This is a genomic window from Thermodesulfovibrio hydrogeniphilus (assembly GCF_054657355.1).
Genome location: NZ_BAAHYW010000001.1, coordinates 548,235 through 565,059, shown reverse-complemented (window position 1 = coordinate 565,059; position 16,825 = coordinate 548,235). Strand labels below are relative to the sequence as shown.

Annotated in this window: 19 protein-coding genes and 1 tRNA gene; 5 read left to right on the top strand and 15 right to left on the bottom strand. The window is 36.8% G+C overall.

What is annotated here, in order from left to right:
• Positions 1 to 366 precede the first annotated feature (366 nt).
• The gene (locus ACYQ3P_RS02890) at positions 367 to 609 is read left to right on the top strand and encodes a helix-turn-helix transcriptional regulator (protein ID WP_460176451.1); all 243 of its coding nucleotides are present in this window, start codon (positions 367 to 369) and stop codon (positions 607 to 609) included.
• A gap of 33 nt (positions 610 to 642) precedes the next feature.
• Here the strand turns inward: ACYQ3P_RS02890 and ACYQ3P_RS02885 are convergent, their stop codons facing one another.
• Positions 643 to 1,806 (bottom strand): tyrosine-type recombinase/integrase, encoded by a 1,164-nt coding sequence (locus ACYQ3P_RS02885; protein ID WP_460176450.1) that lies wholly within the window; start codon positions 1,804 to 1,806, stop codon positions 643 to 645.
• Between the two features lie 240 nt (positions 1,807 to 2,046).
• Positions 2,047 to 2,119, bottom strand: a tRNA-Ala gene (locus tag ACYQ3P_RS02880).
• A 123-nt stretch (positions 2,120 to 2,242) separates the two neighbouring features.
• Between ACYQ3P_RS02880 and ACYQ3P_RS02875 the strand changes: the two genes are divergently transcribed.
• The 4 genes from ACYQ3P_RS02875 (at position 2,243) to ACYQ3P_RS02860 (ending at position 5,230) form a co-directional block, all read left to right on the top strand.
• On the top strand, positions 2,243 to 3,262 hold the full coding sequence (locus ACYQ3P_RS02875) for an alpha-hydroxy-acid oxidizing protein (protein ID WP_460176449.1): 1,020 nt from the start codon (positions 2,243 to 2,245) through the stop codon (positions 3,260 to 3,262).
• A gap of 3 nt (positions 3,263 to 3,265) precedes the next feature.
• Positions 3,266 to 3,868: a plasmid pRiA4b ORF-3 family protein gene (locus ACYQ3P_RS02870; RefSeq protein ID WP_460176448.1), complete on the top strand. Its 603-nt coding sequence runs from the start codon at positions 3,266 to 3,268 to the stop codon at positions 3,866 to 3,868.
• Between the two features lie 347 nt (positions 3,869 to 4,215).
• Positions 4,216 to 4,812, top strand: coding sequence for an IS110 family transposase (locus ACYQ3P_RS02865; RefSeq protein WP_460176447.1), 597 nt, complete (start codon positions 4,216 to 4,218; stop codon positions 4,810 to 4,812).
• 25 nt (positions 4,813 to 4,837) lie between these two features.
• Positions 4,838 to 5,230 carry a transposase gene (locus ACYQ3P_RS02860; RefSeq protein WP_460176154.1) on the top strand — a complete coding sequence of 131 codons (393 nt, stop codon included), beginning with the start codon at positions 4,838 to 4,840 and terminating at the stop codon, positions 5,228 to 5,230.
• A 252-nt stretch (positions 5,231 to 5,482) separates the two neighbouring features.
• Here ACYQ3P_RS02860 and ACYQ3P_RS02855 read toward each other — a convergent pair whose 3' ends face one another.
• From ACYQ3P_RS02855 to flgB, 13 genes are all read right to left on the bottom strand, one after another.
• On the bottom strand, positions 5,483 to 7,144 hold the full coding sequence (locus ACYQ3P_RS02855; protein ID WP_460176446.1) for an IS1634 family transposase: 1,662 nt from the start codon (positions 7,142 to 7,144) through the stop codon (positions 5,483 to 5,485).
• A 420-nt stretch (positions 7,145 to 7,564) separates the two neighbouring features.
• On the bottom strand, positions 7,565 to 8,830 hold the full coding sequence (flgE, locus tag ACYQ3P_RS02850) for a flagellar hook protein FlgE (RefSeq protein WP_460176445.1): 1,266 nt from the start codon (positions 8,828 to 8,830) through the stop codon (positions 7,565 to 7,567).
• Positions 8,831 to 8,843: 13 nt separating this feature from the next.
• Positions 8,844 to 9,260: a flagellar hook assembly protein FlgD gene (locus tag ACYQ3P_RS02845; RefSeq protein WP_460176444.1), complete on the bottom strand. Its 417-nt coding sequence runs from the start codon at positions 9,258 to 9,260 to the stop codon at positions 8,844 to 8,846.
• 9 nt (positions 9,261 to 9,269) lie between these two features.
• Positions 9,270 to 10,322, bottom strand: coding sequence for a flagellar hook-length control protein FliK (locus ACYQ3P_RS02840; protein ID WP_460176443.1), 1,053 nt, complete (start codon positions 10,320 to 10,322; stop codon positions 9,270 to 9,272).
• A 107-nt stretch (positions 10,323 to 10,429) separates the two neighbouring features.
• Positions 10,430 to 10,882, bottom strand: a complete 453-nt coding sequence (locus ACYQ3P_RS02835) for a MotE family protein (protein WP_460176442.1) — start codon at positions 10,880 to 10,882, stop codon at positions 10,430 to 10,432.
• A 2-nt stretch (positions 10,883 to 10,884) separates the two neighbouring features.
• Positions 10,885 to 11,310: a hypothetical protein gene (locus ACYQ3P_RS02830; protein WP_460176441.1), complete on the bottom strand. Its 426-nt coding sequence runs from the start codon at positions 11,308 to 11,310 to the stop codon at positions 10,885 to 10,887.
• Between the two features lie 2 nt (positions 11,311 to 11,312).
• Complete coding sequence (locus ACYQ3P_RS02825; RefSeq protein ID WP_460176440.1) at positions 11,313 to 12,623, bottom strand: FliI/YscN family ATPase; 1,311 nt, start codon at positions 12,621 to 12,623, stop codon at positions 11,313 to 11,315.
• Positions 12,595 to 13,272, bottom strand: coding sequence for a FliH/SctL family protein (locus ACYQ3P_RS02820; RefSeq protein ID WP_460176439.1), 678 nt, complete (start codon positions 13,270 to 13,272; stop codon positions 12,595 to 12,597). Before ACYQ3P_RS02820 ends, ACYQ3P_RS02825 begins: the two co-directional genes overlap by 29 nt.
• Positions 13,250 to 14,230, bottom strand: a complete 981-nt coding sequence (gene fliG / locus ACYQ3P_RS02815; protein ID WP_460176438.1) for a flagellar motor switch protein FliG — start codon at positions 14,228 to 14,230, stop codon at positions 13,250 to 13,252. Before fliG ends, ACYQ3P_RS02820 begins: the two co-directional genes overlap by 23 nt.
• Entirely contained in the window at positions 14,231 to 15,760 is a 1,530-nt protein-coding gene (fliF, locus tag ACYQ3P_RS02810) for a flagellar basal-body MS-ring/collar protein FliF (RefSeq protein ID WP_460176437.1), read from the bottom strand.
• Positions 15,761 to 15,766: 6 nt separating this feature from the next.
• Positions 15,767 to 16,060, bottom strand: a complete 294-nt coding sequence (fliE, locus tag ACYQ3P_RS02805) for a flagellar hook-basal body complex protein FliE (protein WP_460176436.1) — start codon at positions 16,058 to 16,060, stop codon at positions 15,767 to 15,769.
• 10 nt (positions 16,061 to 16,070) lie between these two features.
• Positions 16,071 to 16,478, bottom strand: a complete 408-nt coding sequence (flgC, locus tag ACYQ3P_RS02800) for a flagellar basal body rod protein FlgC (RefSeq protein ID WP_460176435.1) — start codon at positions 16,476 to 16,478, stop codon at positions 16,071 to 16,073.
• Positions 16,478 to 16,813 carry a flagellar basal body rod protein FlgB gene (gene flgB / locus ACYQ3P_RS02795; protein ID WP_460176434.1) on the bottom strand — a complete coding sequence of 112 codons (336 nt, stop codon included), beginning with the start codon at positions 16,811 to 16,813 and terminating at the stop codon, positions 16,478 to 16,480. Before flgB ends, flgC begins: the two co-directional genes overlap by 1 nt.
• Positions 16,814 to 16,825: the final 12 nt, after the last annotated feature.

Sequence of the window (16,825 nt, the reverse complement as noted above, 5' to 3'; positions counted from 1 at the left end):
TCCACTTATGAGCCTCAACAGTAACTATATCAATATCAAGACTCATAAGTGAACAGACAATTGCTCCGATGAGTCTGTTGTCTTTGTGCAAGGCTTTCTGGTTTAGTGGTGGTCTGTTGCATTTGTCGGTTGATCGTGTAAAGGAAAATCACTCAGCAGTTCCCGGATATCTGCAGTCGTATCCCATCTTTATGGACACGACTTTATTATTGTTGTACATCAGGGAATTTGCCACTCGATAAGATAAAAAATTTTCTGGAAAACCAGAAGCATATCTCTATGATTAATTTTTTGAGTCTATATAGATTCATGAGTAGTAATACATATATAGAAAACTAAAACTTGAAAGGAGGTAAATTATCCAGAATGAGACTCTTAAGGATGAATGAAGTAACAAACAAAGTTGGGTTAAAGAAAGCAGCGATTTACGGTATGATTCAGGAAGGATTATTTCCTCCACAGATTAAGATTGGGAAAGCCTCTCTCTGGCTGGAAGAAGAAATCGATGTTATAATCAGTTTATGGGTAGCACAGGCAAGTAAGGAAGAGATAAAGAAAACTGTTCAGGAGCTTGTAAGAAAAAGAAAAGAGCAAAAAGTAGCGGTATAATTAAGTAACAAATCTGGTTATGGGGACAAATAATTACTTTTTCAACGAATCAAGCCAGTCTGCCCAATCTTGCATCATCTGTTTCCTCTGGTCGTAGAATTTTGTTCTGTTGTAAGCCTCACCAAGTGTATCTGGCACTTTGTGGGCAAGTTGATGTTCAATTACTTCTGGAGGATAGTTAAGCTTTTCGTGAATCAGTGTTCTTGCCATTGCTCTAAAACCATGTGCTGTAATATCCTTTTTAGTGTTATATCCCATGATTCTGAGAGCTTTATTCAGAGTGTTTTCGCTTAAAGGCTTGTCTGGATATCTTCCGTAAAATACATAGCCATCTTTGTTGTAAGAGGGTAACTTTATCATTTCATCAAGTATCTGAAGTGCTTGTTTTGATAGAAATACTCTGTGAGGTTTTTTAAGTTTCATCCTTTCTGCTGGTATATCCCATATACATTCATTCAAGTTAAATTCATTCCATTTTGCCAGTCTTAACTCTCCGGGACGAACGAATGTGAGAATGAGAAACTTAAGGGCATTTCTTACAACTATATTGGGATATACTTCTATTTTTTTCAAAAGCTTGCTTATTTCTTCAGGATTAAATATAGAAGGATAATGGTTTGTTGTAGTGGCAGGAAGATAGTATTTAAGTTTAAGAGTTGGAATTTTATCTACCAGTTCCAGATCCATAGCATAAGAAAGAATGGAATTAATGATTCTGTAAACTCTTTTAGCAGTTTCAATTTTGCCAGCAAGTTTTATTTTTTCAAGAAGAAGAATAATTTCAGGCTTTGTAATATCCTGGATATTTTTGTCTCCTAAAGCTGGCAGAATATAACATTTCAGTCTATACATGATAGTTTTTCTGTGTTTTTCCTTCCATCCTGGACTGTTAACCTGAAACCATCTCTCTGCTATGTCTTTAAAAAGAAAACTCTGCACCTGTTTTTTTATTTTTACAGGATCTTTCCCCTCAGCAAGCATTCGCTTGAACTCCATAAGCTTTTCCCTTGCCTCCTTAACCCCTACCATGGGATACTGCCCAAGTGTAGCTGTTTTTCTTTTCCCATTAAATTTGTAGTCTATTCTCCATGACTTGACTCCAGTAGGAGATACATACAAATAAAGACCATGCTCATCATAAACCTTGTAGGGCTTTTCTTGCGGTTTGAGTGCTTTAATCTTTAAATCACTAAGCATTCCTCTTGCCCTCCTTATTTTAAATGTCCAGTTCGGTTTTCCTTTCGAATATACGGTATTGCTATCAAAAAATTTTTTTTATACCGTGAATAATACCGTATATTACTATTGGATGTCAACGGATTTTAATAAACAGTAGTGGTAAAAAAGTTGTCTAAAAACATAAAAAAATCAATGATTTTGCAACAAAGGTGGATGATTATGGTTTTTTATGGAAAGGTTAAACAAAATAAAAAAAAATGGACGGTAGGGGAGTCGAACCCCCGACCTCCAGAGTGCGATTCTGGCGCTCTCCCAACTGAGCTAACCGCCCTTTTATTTTATGATATCATAAAACTATAGGCATTTTTTTATTATTAAATCTTGTTTGTTTGCTTACTTAAGTATAAATATAATGCAATATGCAATTTAAATATTAAGCAAAAAGGAGGCTTCCATGAATTGGGAAGAAGTAAAAAAATCAGCAAAGGAAAAGCTAAAACCTTACTGTAAAGTTTGTCCTGTTTGCAATGGAGTTGTATGTGCCGGTGAGGTTCCTGGAATGGGAGGCGTTGGGACAGGTTCTTCTTTTAAGGCAAATGTGGAAGCTCTTAACAGATACAAACTCAATCTTTCCACAATCCACGATGTAAAAGAGCCTGATGTAAGAATTGAAATGTTCAATCAAGAGTTATCCTTGCCTGTAATGGCAGCTCCGATAACAGGTACTACATACAACATGGGGGGTGCAATAACTGAAGATGTTTACTGCGAAGAAGTTATTGCAGGTTCTTTAATGGCAGGCACAATTGGATGGACTGGAGACGGTGCAGACCCTTTAATGTATGGAAGTGGTATAGAGGCTATAAGGAAATTCAATGGCAAAGGAATTCCTATTATCAAGCCAAGAGCTCAAGAAGAGATAATTAAAAGAATCAGGCTTGCTGAAGAATCGGGTGCTATAGCTTTAGGTGTTGATATTGATGGTGCAGGGCTTATCACAATGGCACTTAAGGGACAGCCAGTGAGTCCAAAATCACCAAAGGAGATTGAAGAACTTGTAAAATCTACATCTCTTCCATTTATTCTCAAAGGGATAATGACTTTAAGGGAAGCTAAAATTGCCTATGAATTAGGTGTAAAAGCTATAGTTGTATCTAATCATGGTGGAAGAATTCTTGACCATACCCCAGGAGTTGCAGAAATTCTCCCAGAAATAACATCTGAACTTAAGGGAAAAATTACTATAATTGCTGATGGCGGAGTTCGCTCTGGTGTTGATGTTCTGAAGCTTCTTGCCTTAGGAGCTGATGCTGTACTAATTGGAAGACCAGTTGTTATTGCAGTATTTGGAGGAGGCAGAGAGGGACTAAGGCTTTATTTTGAAAAGATTAAGAGCGAGCTTATACAGGCAATGTTACTTACAGGAGTCGCTTCTGTAAAAAATGTTTCAAGTGAAATTTTAAGAAAGGAGTAAAGAATGAAAAAAAGTTATGAATTCGTTTATCAGTTTAAAATAACGCTTTTGGGAATTAAACCGCCTATTTGGAGAAGAATTCAAGTCCCTGAGAACTACTCATTTTGGGATTTACATGTAGCTATACAAGATGCGATGGGACGGACAGACACACATCTTCATATGTTTTTGATAAAAGACCCTAAAACTGGTGGTGCTATGAAAATCGGAATTTCCGATAATGATTTTTCTTTTAAGCCAATATTAGCTGGATGGAAGCAGAAAATAAAAAAATTGTTTTCACCGTATAATATTATTGCCACTTATATTTACGATTTTGGTGATAACTGGCATCATCAAATTAAGCTTGAAAAAATTCTTCCCCGTAAGGAAGGGATTAAATATCCAATATGCATTGCTGGCAAAAGAGCATGCCCGCCTGAAGACTGCGGAGGTCCGTATGGCTACTTAGAGCTTCTTGAGGCAATCAATGATCCAAATCATGAAAGGCATGAAGAGTTACTTGAATGGGTTGGAGGTATTTTTGATCCTGAACACTTTGATCCAAAAGAAGTATTTTTTGATAATCCAAAGGAAAGAAAGCAGATGCTATTTGATAACTTCTAATGTTTAAAATTAAAACAAAATTGTATGAATCTCAAATCTTAATGCAAAAGCTTTGTCTCTGTCATTGTAAGAAGCAAGAATTCTTGGAGGTCATTGCGAGGCATCAACCTCTTTGTCATCGTATGATAAATATATGGACACTAAACAGGGATAAGTTAAAATAAAAGGAAGAAAGAAGGTGGGCAAGGACGATTTGTCATAGGTCTTAAAGACCGTTCGCAATGTTGTCCACCACCTTCTCCCTTCCCTTAAGCCTGAACGGAACATTAGGCTCAGACAGCCTGAATGAGTTCCCACGATGATAGGATAAGGGAAGAAAAACAAAAAAATCAAATGGAGGAAGAGAAATGACAAAAGAGAAGTTCATAGTTGGAGTAGATGTGGCAAAGGATACCATAGCAGTAACAATTAGGGAAAGAGGTAAAGGTAAAAGAGCTTCTTTCAATCTAAAGAATCATGCAGAGCAGTTGCATAAGGCTTTGAAAAAGGAGTTACCTGACTGCTGTAAAGAGGATATACTGGTTGTTATGGAACATACAGGGGTTTATCATTTAAAATTAGCCCATGCCTTATATGAGCAAGGGTATAAGGTAGCAATTTTGAATCCGCTGCAGACAAAGAAACTTGCGGATGCAAAGTTTAATAGAGCGAAGACAGACAAAATAGACTCTGCAGTGATAGCTGAGAGTGTGGAGATTTGCGAAGAGATAAGATTATTTAAGCCAATGGCTGAACCCCAGCGGAAGATTAAGATACTATTAACTTGCCTTGCGAAGATTCAGAAACATCTTAATTGTTTAAAGAATCAAAGAGAAGCATTAAGATATGAACCGATAATGGTAGATACAGTAATAGAAAATTTTAACGAGCTCATAAAAAATGCAGAGGAAACAATACAGAAGATGGAGAAGGAATTGGAAGAATTGGCGGTAGGCCAGTTATGAGAAACAGATAAAGTTAGCGGAGAGTGTGCCTGGAGTTGGCAAGAGGACAGCATGCATAGCAGTATCAATGCTTGGATGTTTTGAAAATTTTGACAGAGTAAAGGCAGTAGGCAGTTATATAGGGATAAGCCCGAGAGTATATGAATCGGGCAAGAGTGTAAAGAAAAAGGGGAGGATACAGAAGAAGGGGAGTGCATATATAAGGAAGATATTGTATATGGCAGCGATGTCAGCGATGAGATATAATAAGGCATGCAAAGCATTGTATGAGAGGATGATACAAAGGGGCAAGAGCAAGATGCAGGCATTGATAGCAGTAGCCCATAAACTAATAAGGCAGGTATATGGAGTTTTAAAAAGTGGGATACCATACAATGAAGAAATTGCAATGAATGGAAAAAAATACTTGACAAATTAACACGGAACATTGCGAGGAGCGAAGCGACGAAGCAATCTCATAAAAACCGATCTTTTGAGCTTTAACTGATAAAGTCGGGTGAAAACACACTTAAAGTAAGCCCCGTATTTCACTGGACAGAGAGAAGGATAAAGGGACATTTTGAAGTATGTTTTATGTCTTTTTTACTTATGAGGACACTGCAGCAGTTACTTAAGCCCCACTTCATCAACTTTTGAATAAAAAAATTTTAAAATCAATGAGTTATAATTTTTAGATTAGCCTACAAAATTCTCTCGCACTTTCGTAAGTTCTGAAAATCTTATCCCCTACTCCCAATATTCTCAGTATCTTTTTATGTTCCTCCTTAGCTTTGCTCATAATCCTTATTTTCTCCCCCTCTATCTCAAAACCTCCTATCCCTATCTCATAAAATTTGTCCAAACACTTCTTCAGACTGTTTTCTTTGCTCTCCCTTAACCATCCTTTCTCCTTCAACTCATCCATTAGCCTGTTTAACACTGTCTGGGCTACCACACATAAAAATATATGCGTCCTTACTCTCCTGTCTTTATAATGATATATCGGTCTTATCTCTACAAAATCCTTTAACTGCTTGAATGCATCCTCCACTGTCTGTAATTCCTTATACTGCCTCTCTATCTCTTCATCTTCTTCCTTCATTAATGTCGTCTGCAAAATATACTTCCCACACATATCATATGCCTTCTTTATAGCTTCTTGCTTTGCTATTATCTGAAATCTGCCTTCTTCGTATCTGAAATCATAATAATTCTCAGCTCCACTTTTTGTCAGTTTCCTCTGCGCCCTCCTCAGTATTTTCTCCCTGTCTCTTAGCTTTCCTCTTTCTACCATCTGCCTTACTTTTTCCAATGCCTCCCTGCCCCTTTTAAGTATACTTTCCAATGTCTCCCTGTCATGGCTTTCTCTGTATTCAGACCCACATAGTACATATCTGCTCTTTACCCCTTCCTCTTCACTTATATAGATGGTCACTGGCAACTCCTTCTGAAATATATCTAACTGTATACCCCTCTGCACTACCATTTTCTTTGCTTCCCTAAATCTCATCGCTAATATGTAGTTTATCCCCTCTCTCTCAAGATACTCTATATTCTGTAATGTCACCATCCCCCTGTCTCCTATAAATACTGCCTCCTTGATGTCGTATCTCTTCTTTAACTGACTTATTAGTCCCTTTACTGTCTCCTTATCTGATATGTTGCCTTCTATAACATCAAAATGCACTGGAAATTTATTCTCGTTCAAACATAAACACAACAATACTTGCTTTTTATCGGGCTTCCCATCCCTTGAGTATCCATATCTTGCGAGCCCCAGAGGTCCTTGACCCTCAAAGTATACTGAGGTAATATCATAAAGCAACAACTTTGTCCCTTGTGCTCCCGTCTTATAAAAATCATCTAACACATTATCCATCTTCTCATACAACTTGTCCATTGCCCTGTATATCTCATTTACATGCATATCCTCTTCCCTTAAATCAAACAGTTCCATAAAACCACTTCTTCGTATCCATCCCACTGATGCATACTTACTCCTTGGCTCTATTATCCTGTTAAGCACTACTGCCAAAAGCAAATCTCTTACCTTCTTTGGAAAATGCCTTAACCATCCCAGAAATCCTATCTTCATCATAAATCCTAACAGTAACAGTATATGCCCTACTGAAGTTGCATCCTCAAAAAACTTGTCTTTGTCCACTACAACCTTTTTCTCAGGTGACTTAAGCAGTTGCCTTATTTTGGAAATAAGAGGCTCACCTAAGTGAGTGATATTGGCAATTTTTTCATGCCTAACCTTTTTAGTTTTTTTGTCTCTGTAAGCTTTAGATATTTCGTAGGTTTTGTATTTTTTACCTTTTTTTGTTGACCAAGATTCTTTTACGAACATAGTTACCTCCTTTTTTATATTAGTATACAAAAATTAGACAAAAAAGTCAATATTTAAGGGAATAAATAGGCAAAAATAATAAAGTTAGATTAGACTACAAAATTGAATGAAAAAAGATATAACTTATTGAATTATAAAGCTTTTGATATTTTTAAAGGCTGAAAATTGATGAAGTTGGGTTAAGGGAAGTGGAAAAGACAACTTGGGGCAAGCAAGAAAAGAAAAGATATGTTTATGAAGCCTGTCACGAACCGAAGGCGTTGTGGCTACTCTTAATGACGAAATGAGAGGATGACCTTCAATTACGAAAGGGCAGATTGGGAACCTGCTCTCCTGCAGTCTCCCAATGGCGGTGAAGACTGCAATAATTATTTCAGAAGCTTACAGTAAACAGACTATGTATTTTGTGTCAACTATTTATTATCTAACAATATTCATTAGCTCATTTAACATGTTGTCAGTGGTTGTGATAACACGAACATTAGCCTGATATCCTCTTTGGGCAGCTATCATTCTTACAAATTCCTCAGCAAGGTCAACATTGCTTGCCTCAAGGGAGTTTGCAAAAACTTTTCCAACTCCCACAGTTCCGGGAGCACCAAGAATAGGTCCACCTGAGCTAAAGGATTCAAGGTAAAGATTGTTTCCCATCTTTGTAAGATTATGGGGAGCTACGAACTTGGCAAGAACAACCTGAGCTACATTTCTTACTTGACCATTTGTGAAAACTCCTGACACTACTCCATTCTGATCAACTGTAACGCCAATAAGATTTCCTGCTGTGTATCCGTTTTGATTCTGAAATACAACGGCATTTGGAGCACCATACTGTGTTGTGTCAGTGAAATCTATTGTAACAGTTTGCGGATTTACTGCGCCCCAGCCTGAAAAATCAAAATCAACTGTTGTAGTAGGTGGATTATTGGTAAGTTTTCCATTTTCATCAAAATTAAGTGTATACGGACCAGAGACCTGAAAGTTGTTCACATCAGGGTCTGCATCAGAGTCATAGACAAAATAAGCATTCCATCTGTTTACTGTTGTATTCTTTACAAAATATGTATAAACAATATGTGGATTTCCAAGACTGTCATATATAGTAATTGCCGTTGAATAGTTGTATTGATCAGAAGTGGGAAGGTCTGTGCCACCTGCATAGGTCCAGGGATTTGTTGGAGGGGTATTCCTTGAGTCAAGGTTAACTTGAGTGTTTATTCTCGTAGTTGCAGAGGGTTCACTCATCAAGCCTGCCAGATAAACATCGCCTATTCCACCTGTTATGTTTCCTTGCGGGTCAAATAAATATGCCTGAAGTCTATATCCATTAGGATCAACAACATATCCATCTTTATCAAGTCTGAATTGTCCTGCACGGGTGTAATAGGTGGGTCCGTTTTCCTGTCTTACCACAAAAAATCCATCTCCCTCAATTGCTAAATCCAGAGGATTTGCAGTTGTCTCAAGTGTTCCCTGTGTAAATAGTTTCTGTATGTCTATAATCATTGTTCCACGTCCAACTTGCATTGCTGAAGCACCGCTTAGGGTTTGACTTAGTATGTCTGCAAAATTTGCCCTGCTTGCCTTAAAACCTACTGTGTTTGCATTGGCTATGTTATCACCAATAACTGAAAGGGCAAGACCATTTGCATTTAATCCACTTATGCCTGTAAAAAGTGATGTTAACATTTTATCACCTCCTCTAAGCCTTAATTTCCTTGACTTGGCTCATACTTATATATATATCATCGCCTACATTGAGTTTAAGTTTACCATCCTCAATTGCAATTCCCTGAACCTGATATTCCTTGCCATCTGTTGTTACCACTGTCTTGCCTATTACTGTTGAGCCTATCATAAGAGCATTTGAATAAATTTGATATGTTGCAAGGTCTTCAAGAGTTTTGTTCATGTTTATGATTTGCTCTAAGGTTGAAAATGTTGCAAGCTGACCAACAAACTCTGTATCCTTAAGCGGATTGAGCGGGTCCTGATACTTAAGCTGGGCTGTGAGGAGTTTGAGAAATGCTTCCTTGTCTATCTTGTTGTTGCCTGTTGCATTTGTTTTTTCCTGAACCATATAAAGCGGATTTTCAAAAATACTGCTAATTTCACTCATTTTTTCCTCCTATGCAAAATATTCAATAAACTTTTGGTTGTCTCTGTTTTTTCTGTTGCCCTGATTTTGATAACTGTCAGAATATCCTTTGTGTTCTTTGGTTAAATCCAGAAGAAAATCAGAAACCTTTATTCCCGATGACTGAAGATTGCTTTTTATTTCTGGGACTAATGCTGTGAGCATCTCTTTAACATGCGGATAGTCAACCTTCATGTCAGCCTTTATTGAGCCATTGTCAAGCGATAACTTTATTAAAATTCTTCCAAGCTCAGGTGGTTCAAGCTGAACAATGAGATTTTTTTGCGAAGTTGAGACAGCTTTAAATATGATGCTGGACACATCATTAAGTCTTGTTATTGGAAGATCAATTTTTGTCTGAATATCATTGAGCTTTGGTGCAAAATCAGAGGTATTAGAAGGAGAAGTAAGATGCTCTTGTTTAACATTATTGCTGGTTGTTTTATCGCTTAAATTAATAGCATTTTCTTCATTTAAGAGTTTTATCAGATTGGCTGAGTTTTCATTTTTAATCTCAGTTGCACTGAAACTTTTTGTTATTTTTAAGCTATCGTCAGCTAATTTTAAGTCCTGATTTGTTAACTTTTCAGTAAGTTTCTGGAGATCAGTGTTTTCAAGATTTTTTGAATTTAATTTTATGATGTTTTCAAAGTCTGCAATTTTTTCAAAACTGGGATTTGATTTGTTTTCTGTTTGAATTTTTTGTAGCAGCTTAAATATTTCACCGCTATTTTCTCCTGATTTAATGAAATCAAGGAGGGAAAAATTTTTGTTTTCAGAATTTTTCAGAAGTTCTAAGATTTGTGATAAATTTTGTTCCCATCCCAAGATAGCTATTCCAAATAATGCCATAGGATTGTTATTAATCAGCAGATCATTGATTTTGTTGTCCACTAAGAGGTCTTTGTTTTCAGATAAAACATTTAATAGCTCATTGAGTAAAATATCAAATTCAGAAGTTTGATTGGAGAAATTGGTTTGTAGATTTACAACATTGTCTGCATTCATTAACAAATTCAAATTTATGTTTCCACTTATCATCATACCATAATAAAAAAACAACTCTCATGCCAAAATAATGGATGGTTCAAGATAAGATTTTTCAGGCTTTTTTCATTGAATGAAGGAGCTAAGAATAGGGAAAATATTTCCTAATTGGATAATTTTTCCTTGATGGCAACAACCTTTTTTGAAATGGATGCAGCTTTCTGGGGATTTACATTGGCAAGAATTTTTCCTGCCTGACGGGGTTTCATAGCAATAAGTATCAGTGCTGCTGTTTCATCATCAAGCTGTTCAAGACGAGCACCACCTTCCTCTGGTGGCATTTGCTCGTAAATCTTTGCCAGTTTCTGAAACTGTTCTGACTGAGCCTTTTCTAACATCGCTTTAATCTCTTCCTGCTGTTTAATTTTTGCCTCTATTTCCTGCTTAAGCTTTTTTAGTTCTTCCATTTTTTTGTCAAGGTCCTGTTGAAGAATTTTTAATCTTTCCTCTTCAATATTTGCAGGCTGTTGGGTTGTGGTCTGCTGTCCAATCAAAGTGCCAGCCATTATACCAAATATAAAGATAAAAATGCCTAATATGACTGCTCTTTTTAGCATTTTCAACTCCTGTATCTGGACATAAGGATATCTGCTATTTCTTTTTCTTCGGTTTTTTCCTTCTCAAACTTTTCTAATGTCAGTACTCTCTCGTAAATTGTCTCTGTTTTTTTTCTCTCTTTGAAGGCATTCTCATACAAAGCCCGCTGAGCTTCTATTTCTTTCTCAATCTGTTCTAAAAGCCCAACTAAGTTATCTTTTTGCTCTAAAAGATATTCAATTTCAGAATATATTGTGTTTAGCTGTTGCTGGGAAATTTCATTTTGATTTTGAATTTCTAATGAGAGAAAGTTAAATCTCCGCTCAATTTCTGCTATTCGCTCTATAATTCTTCTGCGGGTTGAAAGCAACTCTGCAAACTTCTGTTTTTCTGACTCCTCTTCCCATTCTTTTAATTTAAGTATCATATTTAAGGCTTTCTTATTCATTTTTATTCAAACAGGCTATAGAGAGCTTTTACACTCTCTTCAAAATTTGCTTTTTCCTCTATCTTTTGCCTGAGAAAGTTGTTGATTCTATCAATCATTTTAAGGGCAAAATCAACCTGAGGATTTGTTCCTTCCTTGTATGCACCGATGTTGATAATGTCTTCGTATTTTGCATATGTGGCAAGAATATCAAGCAGTTTACCAGCCATTTGTTGATGCTTTTCATCCACAATATCTTTCATAACTCTGCTAACGCTTTTTAAAGGGTCAACAGCAGGGTAATGGTTTCTGTTAGCCAGTTCCCTTGAAAGAACTATGTGACCATCAAGTATTGAGCGGGCAGAGTCTGCAACAGGGTCCGTAAGGTCATCACCTTCAACGAGAACAGTATATATACCCGTGATTGAACCTCTATTTTTTGTAACACCTACTCTTTCAAGAAGCTTTGGCATGAGTTTAAAAACACTTGGTGGATATCCTTTCATTGTAGGAGGCTCACCTGCTGCAAGTCCTATTTCTCTTTGAGCCATTGCAAAACGGGTAAGGGAATCCATAAGCAAAAGCACATCCTTTCCCTTTTCTCTGAAATACTCTGCAATTGCTGTTGCTAAAAATGCACCTCTAATTCTTGAAAGGGCTGGAGTGTCAGAGGTTGCTACCACCAATACAGATTTTTTAATGCCTTCCTTTAGATCATTTTCAATAAACTCCCGAACTTCCCTTCCTCTTTCTCCAATGAGTGCAATAATATTAACATCAGCAGTCGTGTATCTTGCTATCATTCCAAGAAGCACACTTTTTCCAACTCCGCTTCCTGCCATTATGCCTATTTTTTGACCTTTACCACATGTCAATAATGCATTTATTACTCTAATACCAAGATCAAGTGGTTCTTTTATGATCTCTCTTTCTAAGGGATTTAAAGCCTCCCTGTATATTGGATAAGGTTTTCCATGTATGCTTGGACCATAATCAATTGGTTTTCCGATACCATCAATAATTCTTCCCAAAATACTGTCGCTTAGTTCAATATAACTTTGCTTACCTTTAACAGCTATTTTATCTCCTGCCTTGATGCCATAAATCTCTCCTAAGGGAGAAAGTAGAATTGTGCCATTTCTAAAGCCAACAACTTCTGCCTCAACGGAGTAGTCATTACTGATAATTTCACATATATCTCCAATGCTGGCATTAATTCCTGTTCCCTCAACAATGAGACCAACAGCCTTCGTAACCTTTCCGAAGACCTTTACTGTTTGAATACTGTCTAAAGATGATTCTGCCTTATTGATAAAGGACTGTATTGAGAGCATTTTCTATTTCCTTAAGTTTTTCATCAATTTTAGCCTCAACCTGCAAAGATTGAGTTTCAAGGCTACAGTCTCCTCTTTTTAAATCATAAGATGGATGAATTGATAGTTTCTGAGGGTCAACGCCGAGTTCTGATATTTTTTGAGAAACAATTTTGTAATCCTCAGGATTAACTTTTATTATAATCTTGTCTTCAATTACAGGCAATGTATTTAAGGCTTCCTTTATAATACTGATGATTAGTTCCCTTTCAAGATTTATTTTAGCTGCAACAATCTTTTCTGCAATTTTCATTGATAGTTTTAAGATTTGTGGCATTAAAGCAATAATCTGTTTTTGTTTAAATTCCTCAAGGTCTTGCAGAATGTTTTTAAATGCAGCAATTGCGGATTTAAGTTCATTTATTTTCTGGTTTATTTCTTCCTTTCCTCTATTAATTCCCTCTTGATATCCCTTGTTAAAACCCTCATTATAGCCATCATTGAACCCAGCTTTATAACCTGCTTGTCTTTGTTCTTCGGAGATTAGCTTTAACTGTTCTTCGTCTATTTGAGGCTTTACCTCTTCAGTGTTCTCTTGGGAAGTTAATGAATCATCAAAAGGCAAAGGTACAAAGGGTTTTATCTCATCAGACAACAACTTCTTCTCCACCTTTGCCTCCTAATACGATCTTGCCTTCTTCTTCCAGCTTTCTTGCTACTCTTACAATGTTCATCTGAGCCTTTTCAACATCAGATACCCTAACAGGTCCTTTGGCTTCCATCTCTTCTTTTAAAATCTCAACAGCTCTGCTTGACATATTTTTGAATATCTTTTGTTTAAGTTCCTCAGAAGCCATTTTTAAGGCAATTGCAAGGTCATCTGTTGAAATCTCTTTAAGAATTGTTTGTATGCCCCTGTCATCAACATGAATAAGGTCTTCAAAGGTAAACATGAGCTTTCGTATCTCCTCAGCAAGAATTGGATCTCCTTCCTCAATGTTTTTGAGTATTAATTCCTCGCTTGTTCTGTCCATCTGATTGAGTATCTCAGCAACAGTTTTTATGCCTCCAATTCTTCTTGATTGAGTGTAGGACCTTAGCTGACTTTGAAGCACTTCTTCAAGTTCACTTAAAATTGTAGGCGATATCTGGTCAAGGCTTGCAATTCTTTTTGCAACCTCTATTTTTAGCTGTTCTGGAAATTGACTTAATACCTCAGCTGCCTGCGTTGGCTCCAAGTGCGCCAACACTATTGCAACAGTTTGGGGATGTTCTCTTTGAAGCATTGTTGCTATAGAGGAGGAGTCAAGCCATCTTAATATATCAAAGGCGGATGCTCCGCTTTCAATTTTGCTTATAAGCTTCTGTGCCTGCTCCTCACCAAATGCCTTTGTAAGTATGCTTTTTATGTATTCAACATCTACTCTCATGGGCGCAGTGCCTAATTTTTCAGCAAACTCCTTAAGGAGTTCATCAGCCTCTTCCTGTGTAAGTTTAATTCTTGACATCATAGGAATTATTCTTGCAAGTTCAATGGGATCAAAGTGTTTAAAAAGCTCTGTGGCAGCTTCTTCTCCTAAAATTGTCATTAGTGCTGCAACTTTTTCAATGCCAGAGAACTTTTTCATTTATTCAGCCATCCATTCTTTAAGAATAGATACAACCTTCTTAGGGTCTGTTTTTACCATTTCAGTAATTTCCTGCTTTAAATCTCTTTCAGGAGATATAATTTCCTCTTTCTTTAAGCCTATTTCCTCTGGAGAAATTTGCTCTGAGATGATTATCTCCTTTTTCTCTGGAGTTCTAAGAATATTTATTAAGGGTTTCAGGACAAATAGGATGAGAAGCAGAATAATGATCACTGGAACGAGGTATTTTAATATGGTTTTTACAAGTTCCATAATGTCAATTCCGGGTTTTTCCTCTGGAACAGCTTCAAAGGGCATGCTTTCAACTATTACCTGGTCACCTCTTTCTTTATTGTATCCAACTGCTGCTTGAACAAGCTCTTGATATTTTTTTATCTCTTCATCACTTCTTGGTGTGTATATTTTTTTACCTTTATCTTCTTTGTAAGTTCCATCAACCAATACTGCAACTGATATCTTTTTAATCTGTCCAGCAGAACCCAAAATTTTGCTAATGCTTTTGCTGACTTCGTAATTTATAGTTTCCTGCTGTTTCTGGCTAATCACATTTTGCTGAGCAGTTCCTGTCTGAGCCTGACCGGGCTGATTGGAAAGTACACCGGGAATTCCTCCAGTCTGGGGAGCCATTGTTTTTTCCTGTGTTCTCTGTTCGTTTCTAATAGCAATTGTATCTGGATCATATTTTTCTTCAAGTTTTTCAACCTTTGAGAAATCAATGTCTGCAGAAACCCGAACAATTGCCTTTCCTTTTCCAACTATGTTTTCAAGCATGCTCTGGATGTTTTTTTCATAGGTTTTCTCAATTGCTCTTTTGTATTCAAGTTGGGTAGCATCAACAAGTTGGGTTGTCTCCTTTCCACCTGATAGAAGATTGCCATATTGGTCAACAACTGTTACATGCTGGGGTGAAAGTCCTTCCACACTGCTTGATACAAGATGCACTATGCTGGATACCTGCTCTTTAGCAAGAGCTCTTCCTGGTTTTAGCTTTAAAACCACAGAGGCAGTTGGATGGTCTTCTTTCTCTGTGAATATTGACTTCTCAGGTATTGCAATATGAACTCTGACATCATCTATTTCCTGCAGCCTTTTTATTGTTCTTGAAAGCTCACCCTGAAGTGCCCGAATGTAATTGATTCTTTGAGAAAATTCAGTAAGTCCAATGGATGTTTTATCAAATATTTCAAAACCAACTCCACCTCCTGATGGTATTCCTTGAGCAGCAAGCTCAAGCCTTAACTCATGCACTTTATCAGAAGGCACATAAATCGCATTTTCCTTTACCTGATAGGGAATTTTCTTTTCCTTTAGTTTATTGATAACATTTCCTGCATCCTCTGAGGATAAGTTGCTGTAAAGAACCTGATAATCAACCTTTTGAAGCCAAAGCAAGGAGGTGAGTATTAATGACACTATGATTAAGACAACAGCTCCTAATGTGATTTTTTTATTTGTTGGTAAATTTTTAAAATTCTCTACAATTGCGTTTATTCTATCTTTGATTGCCATTTTTCATTAAATCTGCATGCGAGATATTTCTTCGTAAGCTGTGATTACTTTGTTTCTCACCTGAATTAAAGTCTGAAGCGTAAGGTCAGCCTTTTCCATTGCAAGAACAACCTGATGGATACTTACCTCACCCTTTGCAAAATCCTCTATTGCCTTCTGGGCTTCCTGTTCAACCTTTGATGCCTCTTTTATAGCATCCTTTAGAGCCTGCTCAAAGGATTCCTTATCAGCACCTTTAAGATTTTTTAACTCCTCAAGACTTTTCCCTAAAATTTCACTGATATTTTTTATCTCTGTCATCAGTAACCTCCTATGCCCTTAGTAAATCAAGGGTTCTTAAAAACATCTCCTTATATGAGTTTATCATAGTTAGGTTAGCTTCGTAAGCCCTTGATGCTGAAATCATGTTAATCATCTCCTCCATTGGATTTACATTTGGATATTTTACATAGCCATTTTTGTCAGCATCAGGATGGGATGGGTCATAAACAGTTCTTGGCGGTCGCTGGTCTTCAACTATTTTTTGAACATCCACGCCATGTGATATTTGGTCATACATATAGGTCACAAAAAGAACGTCTTTTCTTTTGTACGGACCGCCTTCAGGAGTTCTTGTGGAATTTATATTTGCGAGATTAGAAGCTATTACATTAAGCCTAATTTTCTGTGCTTCAAGACCAGTTGCAGAGACCTTTAAAGGTAAAAATAAATCTGCCATTATCTACCTCCCCGAGCTACATCCTTATACATTCCAATTCTTTTAGAAAGTAGCTGAACCGCACTGTTATACATTAAAAGCGTCTCAGTTAGTTTTGTCATTTCAACCTCAATATTAACCGTGTTTCCATCCCTGTTTGGCATTGTTGTAGGTGCTTCAATGACTTTTAAGGATATACTGTCTGATGTTGCTGCCTTTTTCAGCTCTTCCTGAAAATTTATATCCTTTGCTTTGTAGTCGGGAGTATCAGCATTTGCTATGTTGGAGGCAAGAATTTTTTGCCTATAGGCACAAATATCCATAATTTTTGAAAGTAATTTTATTGAGTTATCCATTTTTTCACCTCT